Below are 18,460 nucleotides of genomic sequence, written 5' to 3' on the forward strand. Positions count from 1 at the left end.
ATCTGTGGGAGCGAGCTTGCCTCGCGATCTTTTGATTTTTGGTGGGGTGGCTTCGCTATCCATCGCAGCCTTCGTGCCTCGGCAGCGACTACGGGGATGTTTTGACCCTGGGGTGAAAATCCTCTCGTCATGGCCTTGCGCCCTTATCCCCTATACCTGAGACTGCTGTCAGCCCTTACCCATTCGCTGTGGAGCGCCTCAACATGGCTCACGAACGCTATACCCGTACCAATCAGAAAATTTATTTCGCCGGTTTGGCCCTTGAGGCCATGAACAAGGCCGGGGAGGGGCGGGCCATGAATGCTCAGGCACTGGTTCAGGCTGAACGCGAATCGGCCATTTTTCATTTGTATGGCGCTTTACTCGGCTTATGCCATGAAATCGCCGGCTTTTATCGCTTGCCTCAAGCAAACGCTCCGCGGGTCGAGTTGCTGCTGACTCAAGAAGTTTTAGACGCCATAGCCATTCCAGAGTTGGCAGAAATGGTCGAGCTGGCCAGAGCGCCGCATACCTGGCTGGCGCAATTGGTTGCCACTCACGCAGCGTTGTACCAGCCGTTGCAGGCGCCGAAGAAGGTTAAGGCAGACGTTTTTCAGCCCCTGATTGAGGCGGTAAATCTGGAGGATGAAGCACCCGAAGAATTAAGCCGGGAGACGCTGGAGGAGTGGCGCCAAAACCTCAAAAGTTTGGCCATCAGGTTTCGTGACGGACTAAATGAGTGTTGAAGGTCGCGGATAAAACTGTACAGTCATTCATCAGTCGGTAATGAAACAGGCTCATATCCTGGAAAAATTACAATGGATGACTGATATAATCCCGCGCTTTCGTGGAGAACAAACCTTTATGCCAACGTCCTTTCTAGAAATTGTCGAATTACCAGACGGCCGTATCGAGTTGCGCCGGGCTGAAGACGAGGGGTCTTTGGTGACGCTTAACTTTTCTGAAGATGCCAAGGCCTTTCTACAAGGTCAGCACGTTGAGGTGGCCAAAGCCATGCTCAGCGTCGGTGTTCAGATGGCAGGCCGATTGGCCGAAGGCGAGCTTGAAAAAGATGAAGGCCCGCGCATCCTGCACTAAGCGTTCAGGCTGGCAGGCATCACTGGCAGGCTTGTGCAGGGCGCACAAGCACTGAGGCAGTTAGCGACAACCGCTCAACCCAAACGAATATTCAGGCTTTGCCCGTGGCCGGTACGTGCAGCGCTGACCAGTTGTTGGCGAGCGCCGGCAGTCAGCGGGTTGATCCAGCTGACCACGGTATGGCTGCGGCCCAGGCGCAGTGCTTCGCAGGTCAGTTGCAACGCACTTTTGTTGCCGTTGGGTTGCAGGAGCAGAATGCGCTCGCGGTTCAGCCCGGCCTCGCGCAGCCAGCTTTGTGTCAGGCTGGCAGGCGGGGCAATCAGGGTCAGCCAACGGTCGTCTTGTTGCTCGCTGAGTTCGCGAAGCATGGGCGCCAGCAGGTTCAGGCAGTTTCCGGCAGCACCGCGCAGCGACAACTCACTGAAAACTTCAGGTTCGGCGCTCCAGGGTGCATCGAGCACTTCTTTGATCGCAGGGGCCATGGGTTGTGCCATGAACACTTCGAACAAGGGGAGTTGTGCTGGCAGCGGTGTGTGTGGGAACTGCATGACGTCTCCTATTAGCGGCGTATGACGCCGACGCTCAGGCCTTCGATAACAAGTTCCTGCTCTTTGAGATTGACCTCAATGGGCTGGAAATCCGGGTTTTCAGCGATTAGCCAGACCTTGTTGCCTTCGCGCCTGAAGCGCTTGACGGTCACTTCGTCGTCTATACGGGCCACCACAATCTGGCCGTTGCGAGCTTCGCGGCAGGTATGCACAGCCAGAAGGTCGCCATCAAAGATGCCGACGTCCTTCATGCTCATGCCCTGGACCCGCAGCAGGTAGTCGGCACGCGGATGGAAGAACGTCGGGTTGATGTTGCAGGACTCTTCGACGTGCTCTTGCGCCAGGATTGGCGCACCGGCGGCGACACGGCCGATGATGGGCAAGGTGGATTCGTCGGCCTTGGCTTCAAAGCCAGGGATACGAATACCGCGCGAGGCGCCCGGGGTCATTTCGATGGCACCCTTGCGAGCAAGGGCCTTGAGGTGTTCTTCAGCGGCGTTCGGAGACTTAAAGCCCAGTTCCTGTGCGATCTCGGCACGGGTGGGCGGGTATCCGTTGTCATCCAGGCATCGCTTGATGAAGGCCAGGATCTCAGCTTGGCGTGGCGTCAGTTTTAACATGGTGATCGCTCTGTCTTTTTATACAGTGACTGGGATTATATACAGTGAAGGCTTATTGGCAATCCTCCATTTTCTGCCGTCCGCTGGACGGTCATCAATGCTTTGCTGGGGTCGCCTAATAGAAGGCAAAGCCTTGCTGGCGGCGGCTGTGGTTAAATGCAAGACCGCCCGGTCGCAAACCGAACACGCCGCCTTGACTTTTTACAAGTCGAAACGTATGTTTCAAACAGATGTTTTAATGTTTTGTCAGGCGGAGTAGCCATGGCCCAGTCGGAAACCGTTGAACGTATCCTTGATGCTGCTGAGCAGCTGTTCGCGGAAAAAGGTTTTGCTGAAACTTCATTGCGGCTGATTACCAGCAAAGCCTCGGTCAACCTGGCGGCGGTCAATTACCATTTTGGTTCCAAAAAGGCCTTGATCCAGGCTGTTTTCTCGCGTTTTCTGGGGCCGTTCTGTGCCAATCTGGACCGCGAGCTGGAGCGCCGTCAGGCCAAGCCTGAGCAGCGCCCCAGCCTTGAAGAACTGCTGGAGATGCTGGTCGAGCAGGCGCTGGTAATCCAGCCACGCAGTGGTAATGACCTGTCCATATTCATGCGCCTGCTCGGGTTGGCCTTCAGTCAGAGTCAAGGGCACTTGCGGCGTTATCTCGAAGACATGTACGGCAAGGTGTTTCGCCGCTATATGCTGCTGGTTAATGAAGCCGCCCCGCAGATCCCGCCAATTGAGCTGTTCTGGCGCGTGCACTTTATGCTCGGTGCGGCGGCGTTCAGCATGTCCGGGATCAAGGCCTTGCGGGCCATCGCCGAAACCGATTTCGGGGTGAACACCTCGATCGAGCAGGTGATGCGCCTGATGGTGCCTTTCCTGGCGGCCGGCATGCGTGCCGACAGCGGTGTAACTGACCCGGCCATGGCCAGCGCGCAGCTTCGCCCACGGACCAAAACTCCACCGGTCGCCGCCAAGGTTTGACCGCGTGCGGGTGGGCGCGGCAGCTTTGTTCCGCTAAGCTAGCCGCCATGCCCAACCCAGACTTATTCCCGTCTCGCTCTCCGTCGCTGCCGCTCTGGTATGCGGCGCGCCATGCTGTGTCTGGTGCGAAGAGCCGGTTGATAAGCGCTTTCTCTCTTTAAGGATTTCCCATGAGTTCTGCCTTGCAAGGTTCCTTGATGGTGGACGTCGCCGGTACCTGGTTGACGGCTGAAGACCGGCAATTGCTGCGCCAGCCTGAAGTGGGCGGCCTGATCATTTTCGCCCGCAACATTGAACACCCGCGCCAGGTGCGTGAGTTGAGTGCATCGATTCGCGCCATTCGCCCGGATTTGCTGCTGGCCGTCGACCAGGAGGGCGGCCGCGTACAGCGTCTGCGCCAAGGTTTTGTCCGCCTGCCGGCGATGCGCGCAATCGCCGACACCCCCAACGCCGAGTACCTGGCCGAGCAGTGTGGCTGGATCATGGCCACTGAAGTGCTGGCGGTCGGGCTAGACCTGAGTTTTGCGCCGGTGCTGGACCTCGATTACCAGCGCAGTGCGGTGGTGGGGACTCGCTCGTTTGAAGGTGACCCTGAGCGCGCCGCGCAATTGGCAGGTGCCTTTATTCGCGGGATGAACGCGGCGGGCATGGCCGCGACCGGTAAGCATTTTCCGGGGCATGGGTGGGCAGAGGCTGATTCTCATGTCGCCATCCCGACTGATGAACGTAGCCTGGAGCAGATTCGCAGCCATGATCTGGTGCCGTTTGCCCGTCTGAGCAAGCATTTGGCAGGCGTGATGCCTGCGCACGTGATCTACCCGCAAGTCGACAGCCAGCCTGCCGGGTTCTCCCGTCGCTGGTTGCAGGACATTTTGCGTGGCGAGCTGCAATTTGACGGGGTGATTTTCAGTGACGACCTGTCGATGGCCGGTGCCCACGTGGTTGGCGATGCGGCGAGCCGCATTGAGGCCGCCTTGTCTGCCGGGTGCGACATGGGCCTGGTGTGTAACGACCGTGCGGCTGCCGAGTTGGCCCTCAGTGCTGCTCAGCGCCTGAAAGTCACGCCTTCTGCGCGTATTGCGCGGATGCGTGCGCAAGCCTGGGCCAGCACCGACTACCGCCAGGACCCGCGCTGGTTGGTGGCCACGGGCGCCCTTAAAGATGCTCAATTGATTGATTAATGCACGTGCTCAAGAGGCAGATTCAATGACGGTTTACGCAATTATTGGTGGCACGGGGCTGACCCAACTCGACGGCTTGACCATCAGCCGTTCGCTGGCGTTGGACACGCCTTACGGCCCGACTTCAGCTGATATCCAGATCGGGGAGTTTGGCGGCCGTGAAGTGCTGTTTCTGGCACGCCATGGCCATCCGCACCGGGTGCCGCCGCATCAGGTCAACTACCGCGCCAACCTGTGGGCCTTGAAGCAGGCGGGTGCCGAAGCGATTTTGGCAGTGAATGCCGTGGGCGGGATTCACATGGCGATGGGCACCGGGCATTTCTGCGTGCCGCACCAGTTGATCGACTATACCAGCGGCCGCGAGCACACCTATTTCGCCGGTGATCTGGAGCACGTAACCCACATCGACTTCAGCTTTCCCTACACCGAAGCCCTGCGTGAAAAACTGATCAGCGCCCTGGCGGCCGAAGGCTGTTCCTACAGCGCCCACGGTGTGTACGCCGCAACCCAAGGCCCGCGTCTGGAGACCGTGGCTGAAATCGCCCGACTTGAGCGTGATGGCTGCGACATTGTGGGCATGACCGGCATGCCTGAGGCGGCGTTGGCCCGTGAGCTGGACCTGGATTACGCGTGTCTGGCGCTGGTGGTAAACCCGGCAGCGGGCAAGACCACGGCGGTGATTACCATGGCTGAAATCGAGCAGGCGCTGCACGACGGCATGGGCAAAGTTAAAGCGACCCTGGCGCGGGTGTTGACCGACCACCATTGATAGTTAATCAGGCAGTGCAGTGAATGCTCTCTATAGAAAACCTGTTGCACAGTGGCGACTGGGCTATTGGCTTTAGCAAAGGCGCTCTTGAACGTGGACGCAAGTACTTTCGAGAAGATCGTGTCGAGTTGCTCAGTAGTGATGACGTCTGCATACATGGCACGTGCGTGGGTGGAGAAGGTTATGCCTACGAACAACTGATCGGTATCGAGTCTGATCTTGCAGGTGAACAGTTTCTGAACTGTTCATGTACTTGTCCGGTCGCCTTTGATTGCAAGCACTGCGCTGCTGTTTTGTATTATGTGCACAACACACAGTCTCAAGAACGGCTGCAAAGGCTTGGTGAGAACATGGGCACTGGCCTGGAACGTTGGCTTGATGCCCTTTCAGATAGCAAGCGTGCCGCGGGTCCTGCTAAAAAAGACAACGACATATGCCTTTTATATCGGCTTGTGTCAAACCGCCAAAAGGGGAGTTGGCAGGTAGAGTTCTTCACGGGCCGACGTCTGCAAGACGGCAGTCTTCGAGATTTGCAGCGCTGCACGTTTACCCACGAGACCGTGCACAATTCGCCCAATTACGTGCTTGAGTCGGACCTTAAGTTTATTCGTCTGTTTTTAGCCAGCCATAGCAACGCGAGCTATGTGTCAGGCGTAGAGCTCAAGGGGCGTATCGGCAGTGAACTGCTTGAGTTACTCCTTGAAACGTCACGCCTGTTTCTCGATTTTGACTCGAAGCAACCATTGGTTGCTTCGCCGCCGCGCCCTGCAACCTTCAATTGGGTTGAACAAGCTAACGGCCATTACCGCGGTCAATGGTTTGCCTCCGGCCAGCCGCTGGATGTTGTTTTGGCGCTTGAACCGCTGCACTACATTGACGTCGAACGGATGCACGTTGGGCCGTTGCAGTATGAGTTGAGCGACAAACTGGCTTGTCACTTGCTTGTGGCTCCGGACATCCCGGCGCAGCATGCCCTGGAGTTCAGTCATCGCATGCGTGCCGTAGTCGATACGGTAGCTGCACCGGTCACACTGACTGAGCGGGTTGTAGACGATATTACTCCCATAGCGCATTTGACCTTGGGAAGCGTTGAGCAGACCTCGTGGCGCGCCCCCCGCCCTTTTGAACACCGTGCCGTGTTGGGTTTCAGCTACGCGGGTCACTCTGTAGCAGATAAAAAGTCCAGCGAAGTACGCGTGTTGTCGGGCAGTGAAACCCTGCGTATCCAGCGCCAGCCAGCAGCTGAAAAAGCGCTTCGCAAGGCACTGCTCAAGGTCGGCTTCAAAAGAGTGATAGGTCAAAGTGCCCCATTGCCTCGCGTGACCGGTGAGCTATTTGAACAAGTGAGCGATGCGGGCTGGATCAATTTTGTCCAATCTGATCTGGAGCGCTTGCGTGGCTTGGGCTGGCAGATCGTAATCAATCAAGGCTTTCACTTTGTACTCCACGAAGTCGGGCAATGGTACGCCGATATCGAGGAAGGGCCAGAGCATGCCTGGTTTGATCTGGAGTTGGGCATTGAGGTCAATGGCCAACGTTACAGTCTGTTACCGATTTTGCTTAACGTGTTGAGACGCAACCCTGAACTGTTAGACCCGCAATCCATGGCTCTGCGCAAGGATGACGAGCCGATGTTGGTCAATCTTCATTATTCGACTTATCAATATGGGCTGCAAAAGCCAGCTTTGAACGTCGTCTTGCCCTATGGGCGTATCAAGCCGCTGATGACAACCCTCAGCGAGTTGTATTTAAACGAGCATCGTGGCAATTCATTACGCCTGAGTGCTCTGGATGCCGCACGCCTCAGTGCGTTGGACGATATACCGCTGGTATGGCAAGGGGGCGAGCGTCAGCGTGACTTTGCCAAGCGCCTTAAGCAGTCAGACTATGTCGCAGTGCCTGCGCCAGCGGGGTTAAACGCCACGCTGCGTTCTTACCAACTGGAAGGCGTCAACTGGATGCTGGCGCTGCGTGAGCTTGAGGTAGGCGGCATCCTGGGTGACGACATGGGCTTGGGCAAGACATTGCAAGCCCTGACCCATTTACTGCAACTCAAGCAGAACGGTCAGCTTGACTCGCCTGCTCTGGCGATCATGCCCACCAGTCTGATACCCAACTGGCTCGACGAAGCCGCGCGTTTTACCCCGCAACTCAAAGTGCTGGCCTTGCATGGAAACAATCGCCAAAAAGACTTCGATCAGTTGGCAAACTATGATTTGGTCTTGAGTACCTACGCCTTATTGCCACGTGACCTGGAAACACTTGAGCCTCTCGTCTGGAGTGTTGTGATTCTGGATGAGGCACAGAACATTAAAAATCCGACCAGCAAGGCTGCCCAAGCCGCGCGGCAGTTGCAGGCAAAACAACGTGTGTGTCTGTCTGGTACGCCTTTGGAAAACCACTTGGGTGAGCTGTGGTCCTTGTTTCACTTCTTGTTGCCGGGTTGGTTGGGTGATAACAAAGCGTTCAATCGTGATTACCGTACGCCCATCGAAAAGCATGGCAACAGTGAGCGCATGCACAGCCTGACGGCGCGTATCAAACCGTTTTTGTTACGCCGAACCAAAGAGCAGGTTGCCGCTGAATTACCCGCGAAAACTGAAATCGTGCATTGGGTTGACTTGAGCGATACCCAGCGTGATGTCTATGAAACCGTTCGCGTTGCAATGGACAAAAAGGTGCGTGATGAAATCAAGCGCAGCGGGATAGGCGGCAGTCAGATCATCATCCTCGAAGCGTTGCTCAAACTGCGTCAGGTGTGCTGCGATTTACGCTTGGTCAAGAGCGCATCAGCCGTGACTACCAAGCGGACGTTGACTGGAAAGCTGGGCAGCTTGATGGTAATCATTGAAGAGTTGCTGGGTGAAGGCCGAAAGATTTTGCTGTTCTCACAATTCACTTCAATGCTGGCATTGATAGAGCAAGAGCTGGCGCAGCGCAACGTTGCCTATTCGCTGCTGACCGGTGATACCAAGGATCGGCGCACGCCGGTTAAAAACTTCCAGGACGGCAAAGTTCCACTCTTTTTAATCAGCTTGAAGGCCGGAGGTACGGGCCTTAATTTGACAGCCGCTGACACGGTGATTCATTACGACCCATGGTGGAATCCGGCGGCTGAAAACCAGGCCACTGATCGTGCACACCGAATTGGTCAGGATAAGCCTGTATTCGTTTACAAGATGATTGCGCGCGGCACTGTAGAAGAAAAAATCCAGGCGTTGCAACAGAAGAAAGCGCATTTGGCTGCAGGTGTTTTAGAAGGCAGCTTGAACAGTGGCTGGAAGCTTGAGCAGAGTGACATTGACGCGTTGTTCGCCCCGTTGAAGGGGTAGCGTACGCAGGTTATGTAGGCGCTTGTCTCGCGATCTCTAAAAGGGAAAAAAGATCGCGAGGCAAGCTCGCTCCTACAGATAGGGTTTTTAGCGTTTTTCGTTTTTAGGCGGCAATGGCGCAAACAGGGCGTCGATGTCGTCGTCTTGCAGTTTCCAGTCTCCGGCAATGCGTCCATCGAGTACACCTGCCGCCAGATCTGATTTTTCCTGCTGCAGGTGCTGGATTTTCTCTTCCACGGTGCCGCGCGCAATCATCTTGTACACAAACACCGGTTTTTCCTGGCCAATGCGATAGGCACGGTCGGTGGCCTGGTTTTCGGCGGCCGGGTTCCACCATGGGTCGTAGTGGATCACGGTGTCGGCTTCGGTCAGGTTCAACCCCACACCACCCGCCTTGAGGCTGATCAGGAAGATCTGCAGCTTGCCGCTCTGGAAGTCCTTGACCGGCGCACGTCGGTCGCGGGTTTGCCCGGTGAGCAGGGCGTAGCGGATGTTGCGTTTCTTCAGTTCGGCTTCGATCAGTTCCAGCATCGAGGTGAACTGCGAAAACAACAGGATGCGCCGACCCTCGGAAAACAGTTCTTCGAGCATAGTCATCAAGCTGTCCAGCTTGCCCGAGGTGCTGCCTTTTTTCGGCGGGGTGTTGCTGACCAGGCGCAGGTCGCAGCACACCTGGCGCAGCTTGAGCAGCGCTTCGAGAATGATGATCTGGCTACGGCCTACGCCTTTGCGGGTGATTTCGTCGCGGACCTTTTTATCCATCGCCAGGCGCATGGTTTCGTACACGTCGCGCTGAGCTTCGTTGAGGTCGACCCAATGGATGATCTCGGTTTTTGGCGGCAGCTCGGTGGCGACTTGCTCTTTGGTGCGGCGCAATAAAAACGGTTTTATCCGGGCATTCAGGTGCTGCAACCGCTCATCGCTGCCTTGGCGCTCAATCGGCACCCGGTAGTTGTGGTTGAAGGTTTTAATGTCGCCCAACCATCCGGGGAGCAAGAAGTGAAACAGTGACCAGAGTTCGCCCAGGTGGTTTTCCAGCGGTGTGCCGCTCAGGCACAGGCGCTGGCGGGCCACCAGCTCGCAGGCAGCCAGTGACGCCTTGCTGCCGGGGTTCTTGATGTACTGCGCTTCATCGAGGATCAATACGTGCAGCGCCAATTTGGCCAGTTGCTCACTGTCTTTGGGCAGCAGCGCGTAGGTGGTGAGGATCAGGTCGTAGTCGTTGAGGTGGTCGAAGTGTTTTTTGCGTGTTGCGCCCACCAGCGCCAGCACCTTGAGTTGCGGGGTGAAGTGCGCGGCTTCGTCCAGCCAGTTGGGGATCAGGCTGGTGGGCATAACGACCATGGCCGGGCGGTCAAGGCGTCCGGCATTTTTCTCGCAGAGAATATGCGCCAGTGTTTGCAGGGTTTTACCCAGGCCCATGTCGTCCGCAAGAATGCCGCCGACTTCAAGCTGGCGCAGTGACTGCATCCAGCTCAACCCTTCCAGTTGATACGGGCGCAGGTTGGCATTGAGCCCTTTGGGAGCGTCGACGCTGAAGTCTTTGATGTCGCGCAGGCGTTGGGCAAATCCACGGATGTGTTCGCCGCCTTCCCAGCGCAATGGCATGGCGTCCAGCGCATTGAGTCGTGGGGCGTCAGCACTTTTGATACGCAGTGCGGTGGCGCCCGGCTCACCCAGATAGAACTCGTCCAGGGTCGCCAGCACCGGTTTCAGGCGGCCATAGGGCAGCGCCACTTGCAGCGGGCCGTGGCCGCTGTTGGGCGTGGCCGGGATATTCACCAGAATCAGTTCATCGTCGCGGCGGCGGGCGAGTTTTTCGGGGCTGAGGATGTCGGTGTGCGAGCGCATCAGGTTCAGCAGGATCGGCAATAAGCTCAGGCGCTGGCCGTTGACGATGATCCCCAGCTCCAAGTCGAACCAGTCGTGCTCGGGGGCTTCGTCGACGTTGGCGTACCAATCTTCGATCGGCGACAGGTCAAAGCCGAAATCCTCGTCAATCTGTAGCTCCCAGCCTTGCTCGCGCAGGCCGGGCATCTGGTTCAGGGTGAAGTTGAGCCAGGCGCTGTCGTTGACCATCTCAAACAATTCGCCGGCGCTCTCCGGCAGGGCTTTGCTCTGACGGGTAGCGATTTTGAAGCCCAGTTCGCGCAACTGCTCGCGAAAGGCGTTTTCGGCCTCGGGCTGGCGTTTGATGCGCAGGGTTTGGTGTTCCTGGCGAATCAGGATGTCAGTGGCTTTGTGCCCGCTGGCGTAATGATCCAGGTAATTGAATGACAGCGCGGCGCGGTGCTGGGTGTAGCGCTGCATTTTCCCGTTACGCGGTTCGAAGGCGCTGAATTCGGCGCTGGCCAGCCACAGCCGTGGCGTTGGCTGCACGTCTTCACTCAGCACTTCCGGGAGGTTGTTGGGGCGGCGCGAGTCGAGTACGGCCTGGAGTTTTTCCAGAAGCTCGGCGTCCTGGGCAGCAGCGGGGTAGTTCAAGGTGTCTTCAATCTTCAGTAAAACGGCAGCGGTGTGCTTGCAGTTAGTGCGTACAGGGCAAGTACAGTTCGCGCTCACCAACAGCAGAGTGCCTTTGGCGGATTCGCGTAACTGAATGGTCTGGCGATAGGTGTTGTCCCCGGAACCCTGACAACTGGCCGTGATCAGGCTGTCGCCGATCTGCGCGATTCTGACACGGTTTTCCCGGGCGTAGCGGCGGCCACGCTCCAGGCTTTGTTCTTTGAAACGACTGACCCAAGTCGGTGCGAGTGGCTTGGTCAGTCGTGGGTTCAGGTTCGGGGGCATGGGCGTTTCATTGCGCAGGTCCCATTACGATGACTTCGGCGTGAGGCGCTCCAGGAGGGCCTCGATGACATTGAAGCGCTCGTCCGGACGTTCCATCGGCACCATAAATTTAAACAGCGTGGCGCCTTCGAATTTATAGCGGTTGGGCTGGCTTTGGATCAGTTTGATCAAGGTCAGCGGATCAACCGGTGTGTCGGAGGCAAACTCGACACGCCCGCCTTGTGGCCCGGCGTCTATTTTCTTGATGCCCAATTGCTCGGCCTGCAATTTGAGCAGGGTAATGCGCACCAAGTTCTTCGTCGGCTCCGGGAGCAGGCCAAAGCGGTCGATCATCTCGACCTGCAAGTCCTTGAGGCCGTCTTCGTCGGTGGCCGAGGCAATGCGCTTGTAAAGGATCAGGCGCGCATGCACATCCGGCAGGTACGACTCCGGGATCAGTGCGGGCACGCGCAGGTTGATTTCCGGCCCGCCACCCAGCGGCTGCTCAAGGTTGGGCTGCTCGCCCTTGCGAATCGACTTGACCGCGCGCTCGAGCATTTCCATGTACAGGGTAAAACCGACCGCCTGGATCTGGCCGCTTTGGCCGTCGCCGAGCAGCTCGCCCGCACCACGGATTTCCAGGTCGTTGGTGGCCAGAACAAAACCGGCACCCAGGTCCTGGGTGTTGGCGATGGCTTCGAGGCGCTTTTGCGCATCGCCGGTGATTTGCTGGCGCGGTGGCGTCAACAGGTAGGCGTAGGCCTGGTGGTGACTGCGCCCGACGCGGCCGCGCAATTGGTGCAACTGCGCCAGGCCGAATTTGTCCGCACGCTCGATGATGATGGTGTTGGCGCTCGGCACGTCGATACCGGTTTCGATGATGGTCGACGCGATCAGCACGTTAAAGCGCTTGTGGTAGAAGTCGCTCATCACCTGTTCGAGTTCGCTTTCGCGCATCTGCCCGTGGCCGATGCCGATCCGCGCTTCCGGCACCAAGGCTGCCAGTTCGGCGGCACATTTTTCGATGCTCTTAACGTCGTTGTGCAGGTAGTACACCTGGCCACCACGGAGCAGTTCACGCAGCAGGGCCTCTTTGACCGTGCTGTTGTTTTGCTCCATGACGAAGGTGCGCACCGACAGCCGGCGCGCCGGTGGCGTGGCGATGATCGACAGATCACGCATGCCCGACACCGCCATGTTCAGCGTGCGCGGGATCGGCGTTGCGGTGAGGGTCAGAATGTCGACTTCGCTGCGCAGGGCCTTGAGCTGTTCTTTTTGACGCACCCCGAAGCGGTGTTCTTCGTCGATGATCACCAGCCCCAGGTTTTTGATTTTGACGTCGTCCTGCAGCAGCTTGTGCGTGCCGATCACGATGTCGATCTTGCCTTCGGCCAGGTCGGCCACGGCCTGGTTGATCTCTTTGGCGGACTTGAAGCGGCTCATTACCTCAACGCGCACCGGCCAGTCGGCAAAACGGTCGCGGAAGCTGTTGTAGTGCTGCTGGGCGAGCAGGGTGGTTGGCACCAGAATCGCCACCTGACGACCGCCGTGCACGGCAATAAAGGCCGCGCGCATGGCCACTTCGGTTTTGCCGAAGCCCACATCGCCACACACCAGACGGTCCATCGGCTTGGGCGACAACATGTCGGCGCGCACGGCTTCGATGGTGGTTTGCTGGTCCGGGGTTTCTTCAAACGGGAAGCCGGCACTGAAGGTGGCGTAATCGGCCTTCGGGTCGGCAAACGCATGGCCTTCGCGGGCGGCGCGGCGGGCGTAGATGTCGAGCAACTCGGCGGCCACGTCACGTACTTGTTCGGCGGCTTTGCGTTTGGCTTTTTGCCAGGTCTCGGAGCCCAGGCGGTGCAATGGCGCCAGTTCGTCATCGCTGCCGGTGTAGCGGGCAATCAGGTGCAGGTTGGCCACCGGCACATACAGCTTGGCGCCCTCGGCGTATTCCAGAGTAAGGAATTCGGCCACCTGATTGTCGACCTCCAGCGTCGCCAATCCCTGATAACGGCCCACGCCGTGGTCAATGTGCACCACCGGTGCGCCTTCGCGCAGTTCGGTAAGGTTTTTGATCACTGCGTCGTTGTTGGCGTCGGCGCGTTTTTCACGGCGTCGACGTTGCATGACGCGTTGCCCGAACAGCGGGCTTTCGGCGATCAGCGCCAGCGCCGGGTCATCCAGCAGCAAGCCTTCATCCAGCGGGGCGATGGTGATCGCCAGGCGATGTTTGCTGGCGACGAAGTCCGGCCAGTTGTCGACGTTTTTCGGCCGCAGCTTCAGGCGTTCGAGCAATTCGAGCAGCACTTCGCGGCGCCCGGCCGATTCGGCGGTGAACAGCACGCGGCCATCAAACTGCTCCAGGAACTCGGACAGCGCCGCCAACGGCTGGTTGGCCTTGGCTTCAATGGCCAGGTTCGGCAGCGGTTGCGCCGGGAAGCGTTCGCGGCCACTGCCAGCGTCGATGTCGTCCTGGCTGGCGACCACGCGTGGCCAGCTTTTAAGCCGGGCAAAGCAGTCTTCAACCGGCAGGAACAATTCGGCCGGGGGCAACAACGGGCGCGACGGATCGATGCGACGTTCTTCGTAGCGGTTGCGTACGTCCGACCAGAAGTTTTCAGCCGCTTGCTCGATACCTGGCAGCGAGAACACTTGCGTGTCCCCCGGCAGGTAGTCGAACAGCGTCGAAGTTTCGTCGAAAAACAGCGGCAGGTAATACTCGATCCCGGCCGGGGTAATCCCGCTGGTCAGGTCCTGAAAGATCGGGCAGCGACGGAAGTCGACATCGAAGCGCTCGCGAAAGCGCGCCTTGAAGCGGGTCACGGCGTCTTTTTGCAGTGGGAACTCGCGGGCCGGCAGCAAGCGCACCGACTCCACTTTGTCGATAGAGCGCTGGGTCTCCGGGTCGAAGGTGCGCAGGGTCTCGATTTCATCGTCGAACAGGTCGATCCGGTAAGGCAGTTTGCTGCCCATCGGGAACAGGTCGATCAACGCACCACGCACGGCGAACTCGCCATGCTCATACACCGTGTCAACGCAGCGATAACCGCTGGCCTCAAGGCGCGTGCGCATTTGTTCGACATCAAGCTTTTGCCCCACGTCCAGCACCAGGCTGCTGCCCAGCAGGAACTTGGTCGGCGCCAAGCGATGTAGGGCGGTAGTGATCGGCACTACCAAAACACCGTGGTCCAGCTCTGGCAGCCTGTAGAGGCTGGCAATGCGCTGGGAAATGATGTCCTGATGCGGCGAGAACAAGTCGTAGGGCAGGGTTTCCCAGTCGGGGAAATGCAGCACCGGCAGTTCGGGGGCGAAAAAGCGTAGTTCCTGCTCAAGGCGTTCAGCGCTTTGGCTGTCGGCAGTCAGGAGCAGGGTGAAGCGCTTGGCGGCGCTGGCGGCCTCGGCAATGGCGAGGCTCAGGGCAGCACCGGGCAGATTGCTCCAGTGCTGTTTACCTGCCGTAGCAGGGAGTTTGGGTAGACGCAGGACGGGCACGGAAGGTTGAGCTCCAAGCGTTGCGGCAAAGAGGCTAAGTGTAACGGCCAAGGGGATGGCTGTCAGTTGCCGTCTTTAATGGAGTCTTGAATTCACCGCTTCAAGGCGTAAAACATTGGGCCAGAGGGCGTTGCAGCACGGCTTGAAGCCGCAAAAAAGCCCATTGTTAGAAAATTATTTACCTTTATTTATTGGTGCTTAAACGTTTCAGTTGAGGTCTGTGACAGGCGTGCATTGCCCATGTCTGGACACAACTGCATAATGTAGCCCCTTTTTTCAGCCCCTACATGTGGAAGGTTCCCGTGACTCAGAAGCCCGACCAGTGTCTTGGTGAATGGATCGACCGTGAAGCACTCGCAGAAGCGATGATTCCGCTCATCGGTCAGCTTTACCGCAATAACAATGTGGTGAGTTCGATCTATGGCCGCAGCCTGATCAACCGTTCAGTCATTGCGATTCTCAAAGCGCACCGCTTTGCCCGTCATCGCCAGTCCGATGACAGCGAATTGTCCGTGCACGAAACTTTCCCGCTGCTCAAAGCGATGAGCGAGCTCAAGCTCGGCGCCGCGTCGGTAGACCTGGGCAAGCTGGCAGTCAAGTTCAAGGCTGAAGGCAATGGCCGTACGGCCGAGCAGTTTGTTCGCGAAGAACTGGCCGATGTGGTTGGTCAGCAAAACGCTTCTGCACGTAAAGGCACTGACGTTGTGCTGTACGGCTTCGGTCGTATCGGCCGTCTGCTGGCCCGTATCCTGATCGAAAAAACCGGTGGCGGCGACGGCCTGCGTCTGCGTGCAATCGTTGTGCGCAAAGGCGCCGAAAACGATCTGGTCAAGCGCGCCAGCCTGCTGCGTCGTGACTCGGTACATGGTCCGTTCGACGGCACCATCGTGGTCGATGAAGAAAACAACACCATCACCGCCAACGGTAACCTGATCCAGGTGATCTACGCGAAGAACCCGACTGAGGTGGACTACACCCAGTACGGCATTCAGAACGCCCTGCTGGTGGACAACACCGGTGTATGGCGTGACGCCGACGGCCTGGGTCAGCACTTGCAGTGCCCGGGTGTCGACCGCGTTGTTCTGACTGCGCCGGGTAAAGGCAAGCTGAAGAACATCGTTCACGGCATCAACCACGGCGAAATCACCGCAGACGACAAGATCGTTTCGGCGGCATCCTGCACCACCAACGCCATCGTGCCGGTGCTCAAGGCTGTCAACGACAAGTTCGGTATCGTCAACGGTCACGTTGAGACTGTTCACTCGTACACCAACGACCAGAACCTGATCGACAACTTCCACAAAGGCGATCGCCGTGGCCGTAGCGCTGCGCTGAACATGGTCATCACCGAGACCGGTGCTGCGACAGCTGCTGCCAAGGCATTGCCTGAGCTGGCTGGCAAGCTGACCGGTAACGCGATCCGCGTTCCGACGCCAAACGTGTCGATGGCCATTCTCAATCTGAACCTTGAGAAGTCGGCTACCCGCGAAGAAATGAACGACTACCTGCGTCACATGGCGCTGCACTCCGATCTGCACAAGCAAATCGACTTCGTGAGCTCCCAGGAAGTGGTATCGACTGACTTCGTGGGTTCACGTCACGCCGGTGTGGTGGATGCTGAAGCGACTATCTGCAATGACAACCGCGTTGTGCTGTACGTGTGGTACGACAACGAATTCGGTTACAGCTGCCAGGTAGTGCGTGTGATGGAAGACATGGCTGGGGTTAACCCGCCAGCGTTCCCGCGCTAAGCACTCGCTGCAACTAAAAACGCCCCGACTGGTTCGGGGCGTTTTTGTGTGCGGCATTTAAAAACCTGTAGGAGCGAGCTTGCCTCGCGATCTTTTAAACGATCAAAAGATCGCGAGGCAGGCTCGCTCCTACAGATAGGCGCAGGTCCGCTTAAACTGCTTGCGCTACGCGCAACTGGTGCTTGTTACCGCGAAACAGCGCCACGGTGGCAATCAGGCCCAATACGGCGGCACCGGTGAGCCACAGGCCGGGCGCTGCCTTGTTGTCCAGGGCGTGGATCAAGTAGGTGCACGCGGCCGGGGTAAAGCCACCGAAGGTCGCGGTTGCCAGGCTGTAAGCCAGTGAGAAGCCTGTGGTGCGCACTTCTGCGGGCATGATTTCGGTCAGGGCAACCACCATCGCACCGTTGTACGAGCCGTACAGGAACGACAACCACAACTCCACGATCAGCAAGTGGCTGAAGCTCGGGTTGGCCACCAGCCAGGACAAGGCCGGGTAGGCGGTGAGGATGGCGAGAGTGGTTGCGCCCAGCAGCAGCGGTCGGCGACCGATTTTGTCAGACAGTGCGCCCATGATCGGCAGCCAGATGAAGTTCGACAGGCCAATACAGACGGTCACCAGCAACGCTTCAAGATCCGACAGGTGCAGCTCGGTCTTGCCAAAGGTCGGGGTGTAGGCGGTGATCAGGTAGAAAGACACAGTGGTCATGACCACCAGCGCCATACCGCCCAGTACCAGGCCAAAGTTCTGACCGATGGAGGTTATGATTTCGCGCAGGGTAGGGCGATGTTTGCGGGCTTCGAACTCCGGTGTTTCTTCCATGGACTTACGGATGACAAAGATCACCGGCACGATCATGCAGCCGATCAAAAACGGAATCCGCCAGCCCCAGTCGCCCATGTCTTCCGGGCTCAACCAGTGGTTCAAACCAACGCCCATCAAGCCTGCGAAAACCACCGCAGCCTGTTGGCTCGCGGACTGCCAGCTCACGAAGAAGCCTTTGCGGCCCGGTGTGGCGATTTCCGCCAGGTACACCGATACGCCGCCCAACTCCACGCCCGCCGAGAAGCCTTGCAACAGACGGCCGAGCAACACCAGCAGCGGTGCCGCAACGCCCAGGGTGGCATAACCCGGTACGCAGGCAATCAATACGGTGCCCATGGCCATCAGGGCCAGGGTAATGATCAGCCCTTTACGACGGCCATGGCGGTCGATGTAGGCGCCCAGAAAAATAGCGCCCAATGGACGCATCAGGAAACCGGCGCCAAAGGTCGCCAGGGCAAGCATTAAGGATGCGAAAGCGCTGTCACTGGGGAAGAAGGTTTTGGCAATGGCCGTGGCGTAAAAGCCAAAGACCATGAAGTCGAACATTTCGAGAAAGTTGCCGCTGACAACGCGAAAAATCGCTTTGCCTTTGCCTGTACTGGAGGCCATCAGAAATCACCCGCTGTTATCTGTTTTATGCGTAATCCATGTTTGTTGCTTGTCCACACTGCAAGATCAAGGCGCACGCCGTTGTACAAAACAGTTTTGTAACGATATGTGTATCAAGCCGTTCAGGCAACTTTTGTTGCTGTTGCGCGTCGGATTCAAGGGCTAGGGGCCCGCAAAGGCTGGCGATTTTTTTTGATTAATCCTGGCAGGGTGAGCGAGATGCTCCGGCGGATTTTGGTCTTTTGATGATTTTTGGTGCGCAAAATGAACGCAACATTATGTGCATTACCGCTTTCTTGCTTTTGAGTGAGCGCGGCTTTTGGCGAGGCTGACATGAGGGTGAAATGCAAACGGTGATGTAGTGCAGACAAAATTAGCCTACGACAAGACCAAGGGTTAATGTTCGCCGCGGTCAGGCTTCTATAGACTGTGCCCCACGTTTTGATCCTTCATGGCGCTGGCCGCGACATGATTTAGCCGTAGGTGCCCAAAGCGGTGCCACGGCCTGTTCTGA

Annotated in this window: 12 protein-coding genes; 7 read left to right on the forward strand and 5 right to left on the reverse strand. The window is 57.8% G+C overall.

What is annotated here, in order from left to right; translation table 11 throughout:
- Positions 1-203: 203 nt before the first annotated feature.
- Positions 204-725, forward strand: a complete 522-nt coding sequence (locus AAEZ03_RS14360; RefSeq protein ID WP_350579487.1) for a DUF6586 family protein — start codon at positions 204-206, stop codon at positions 723-725.
- A 118-nt stretch (positions 726-843) separates the two neighbouring features.
- On the forward strand, positions 844-1,077 hold the full coding sequence (locus AAEZ03_RS14365) for a hypothetical protein (RefSeq protein ID WP_019408701.1): 234 nt from the start codon (positions 844-846) through the stop codon (positions 1,075-1,077).
- A 74-nt stretch (positions 1,078-1,151) separates the two neighbouring features.
- Here the strand turns inward: AAEZ03_RS14365 and sulA are convergent, their stop codons facing one another.
- Both sulA and lexA read right to left on the reverse strand, forming a co-directional pair.
- A complete protein-coding gene (gene sulA, locus AAEZ03_RS14370; RefSeq protein ID WP_048389319.1) occupies positions 1,152-1,625 on the reverse strand; it encodes an SOS-induced cell division inhibitor SulA in 474 nt (157 codons plus the stop codon).
- Positions 1,626-1,636: 11 nt separating this feature from the next.
- Positions 1,637-2,245: a transcriptional repressor LexA gene (lexA, locus tag AAEZ03_RS14375; protein WP_350579489.1), complete on the reverse strand. Its 609-nt coding sequence runs from the start codon at positions 2,243-2,245 to the stop codon at positions 1,637-1,639.
- 261 nt (positions 2,246-2,506) lie between these two features.
- Here lexA and AAEZ03_RS14380 point away from each other — a divergent pair, with 261 nt between their 5' ends.
- The 4 genes from AAEZ03_RS14380 to AAEZ03_RS14395 all read left to right on the forward strand — a co-directional run bounded on the left by AAEZ03_RS14380 (position 2,507) and on the right by AAEZ03_RS14395 (position 8,496).
- Positions 2,507-3,214, forward strand: coding sequence for a TetR/AcrR family transcriptional regulator (locus tag AAEZ03_RS14380; protein ID WP_048368707.1), 708 nt, complete (start codon positions 2,507-2,509; stop codon positions 3,212-3,214).
- A 170-nt stretch (positions 3,215-3,384) separates the two neighbouring features.
- On the forward strand, positions 3,385-4,395 hold the full coding sequence (nagZ, locus tag AAEZ03_RS14385) for a beta-N-acetylhexosaminidase (RefSeq protein WP_048389317.1): 1,011 nt from the start codon (positions 3,385-3,387) through the stop codon (positions 4,393-4,395).
- A gap of 25 nt (positions 4,396-4,420) precedes the next feature.
- On the forward strand, positions 4,421-5,164 hold the full coding sequence (locus tag AAEZ03_RS14390; RefSeq protein ID WP_350579492.1) for an S-methyl-5'-thioinosine phosphorylase: 744 nt from the start codon (positions 4,421-4,423) through the stop codon (positions 5,162-5,164).
- 23 nt (positions 5,165-5,187) lie between these two features.
- The gene (locus tag AAEZ03_RS14395) at positions 5,188-8,496 is read left to right on the forward strand and encodes a DEAD/DEAH box helicase (RefSeq protein WP_350579494.1); all 3,309 of its coding nucleotides are present in this window, start codon (positions 5,188-5,190) and stop codon (positions 8,494-8,496) included.
- Between the two features lie 87 nt (positions 8,497-8,583).
- On the opposite strand, the gene AAEZ03_RS14400 is transcribed toward AAEZ03_RS14395, so the two are convergent.
- Together AAEZ03_RS14400 and mfd are read right to left on the reverse strand one after the other, a co-directional pair.
- Positions 8,584-11,286, reverse strand: a complete 2,703-nt coding sequence (locus tag AAEZ03_RS14400) for an SNF2-related protein (RefSeq protein WP_350579497.1) — start codon at positions 11,284-11,286, stop codon at positions 8,584-8,586.
- Between the two features lie 24 nt (positions 11,287-11,310).
- Positions 11,311-14,760 (reverse strand): transcription-repair coupling factor, encoded by a 3,450-nt coding sequence (gene mfd, locus AAEZ03_RS14405; protein ID WP_273218957.1) that lies wholly within the window; start codon positions 14,758-14,760, stop codon positions 11,311-11,313.
- Between the two features lie 287 nt (positions 14,761-15,047).
- Here mfd and AAEZ03_RS14410 point away from each other — a divergent pair, with 287 nt between their 5' ends.
- Positions 15,048-16,511 (forward strand): glyceraldehyde-3-phosphate dehydrogenase, encoded by a 1,464-nt coding sequence (locus tag AAEZ03_RS14410; protein ID WP_350579500.1) that lies wholly within the window; start codon positions 15,048-15,050, stop codon positions 16,509-16,511.
- Between the two features lie 151 nt (positions 16,512-16,662).
- Here AAEZ03_RS14410 and AAEZ03_RS14415 read toward each other — a convergent pair whose 3' ends face one another.
- Positions 16,663-17,946 carry an MFS transporter gene (locus AAEZ03_RS14415; RefSeq protein ID WP_350579502.1) on the reverse strand — a complete coding sequence of 428 codons (1,284 nt, stop codon included), beginning with the start codon at positions 17,944-17,946 and terminating at the stop codon, positions 16,663-16,665.
- Positions 17,947-18,460 lie beyond the last annotated feature (514 nt).

This window comes from Pseudomonas sp. HY2-MNA-CIBAN-0224, assembly GCF_040310285.1.
Taxonomy (GTDB): Bacteria; Pseudomonadota; Gammaproteobacteria; order Pseudomonadales; family Pseudomonadaceae; genus Aquipseudomonas; species Aquipseudomonas helleri.

Coding starts and splice junctions, on each gene's coding strand:
- AAEZ03_RS14360 (WP_350579487.1), top strand. CDS start 204: ATGGCTCACGAACGCTATACCCGTACCAATCAGAAAATTTATTTCGCC.
- AAEZ03_RS14365 (WP_019408701.1), top strand. CDS start 844: ATGCCAACGTCCTTTCTAGAAATTGTCGAATTACCAGACGGCCGTATC.
- sulA (WP_048389319.1), bottom strand. CDS start 1,625: ATGCAGTTCCCACACACACCGCTGCCAGCACAACTCCCCTTGTTCGAA.
- lexA (WP_350579489.1), bottom strand. CDS start 2,245: ATGTTAAAACTGACGCCACGCCAAGCTGAGATCCTGGCCTTCATCAAG.
- AAEZ03_RS14380 (WP_048368707.1), top strand. CDS start 2,507: ATGGCCCAGTCGGAAACCGTTGAACGTATCCTTGATGCTGCTGAGCAG.
- nagZ (WP_048389317.1), top strand. CDS start 3,385: ATGAGTTCTGCCTTGCAAGGTTCCTTGATGGTGGACGTCGCCGGTACC.
- AAEZ03_RS14390 (WP_350579492.1), top strand. CDS start 4,421: ATGACGGTTTACGCAATTATTGGTGGCACGGGGCTGACCCAACTCGAC.
- AAEZ03_RS14395 (WP_350579494.1), top strand. CDS start 5,188: ATGCTCTCTATAGAAAACCTGTTGCACAGTGGCGACTGGGCTATTGGC.
- AAEZ03_RS14400 (WP_350579497.1), bottom strand. CDS start 11,286: ATGCCCCCGAACCTGAACCCACGACTGACCAAGCCACTCGCACCGACT.
- AAEZ03_RS14410 (WP_350579500.1), top strand. CDS start 15,048: ATGTGGAAGGTTCCCGTGACTCAGAAGCCCGACCAGTGTCTTGGTGAA.
- AAEZ03_RS14415 (WP_350579502.1), bottom strand. CDS start 17,946: ATGGCCTCCAGTACAGGCAAAGGCAAAGCGATTTTTCGCGTTGTCAGC.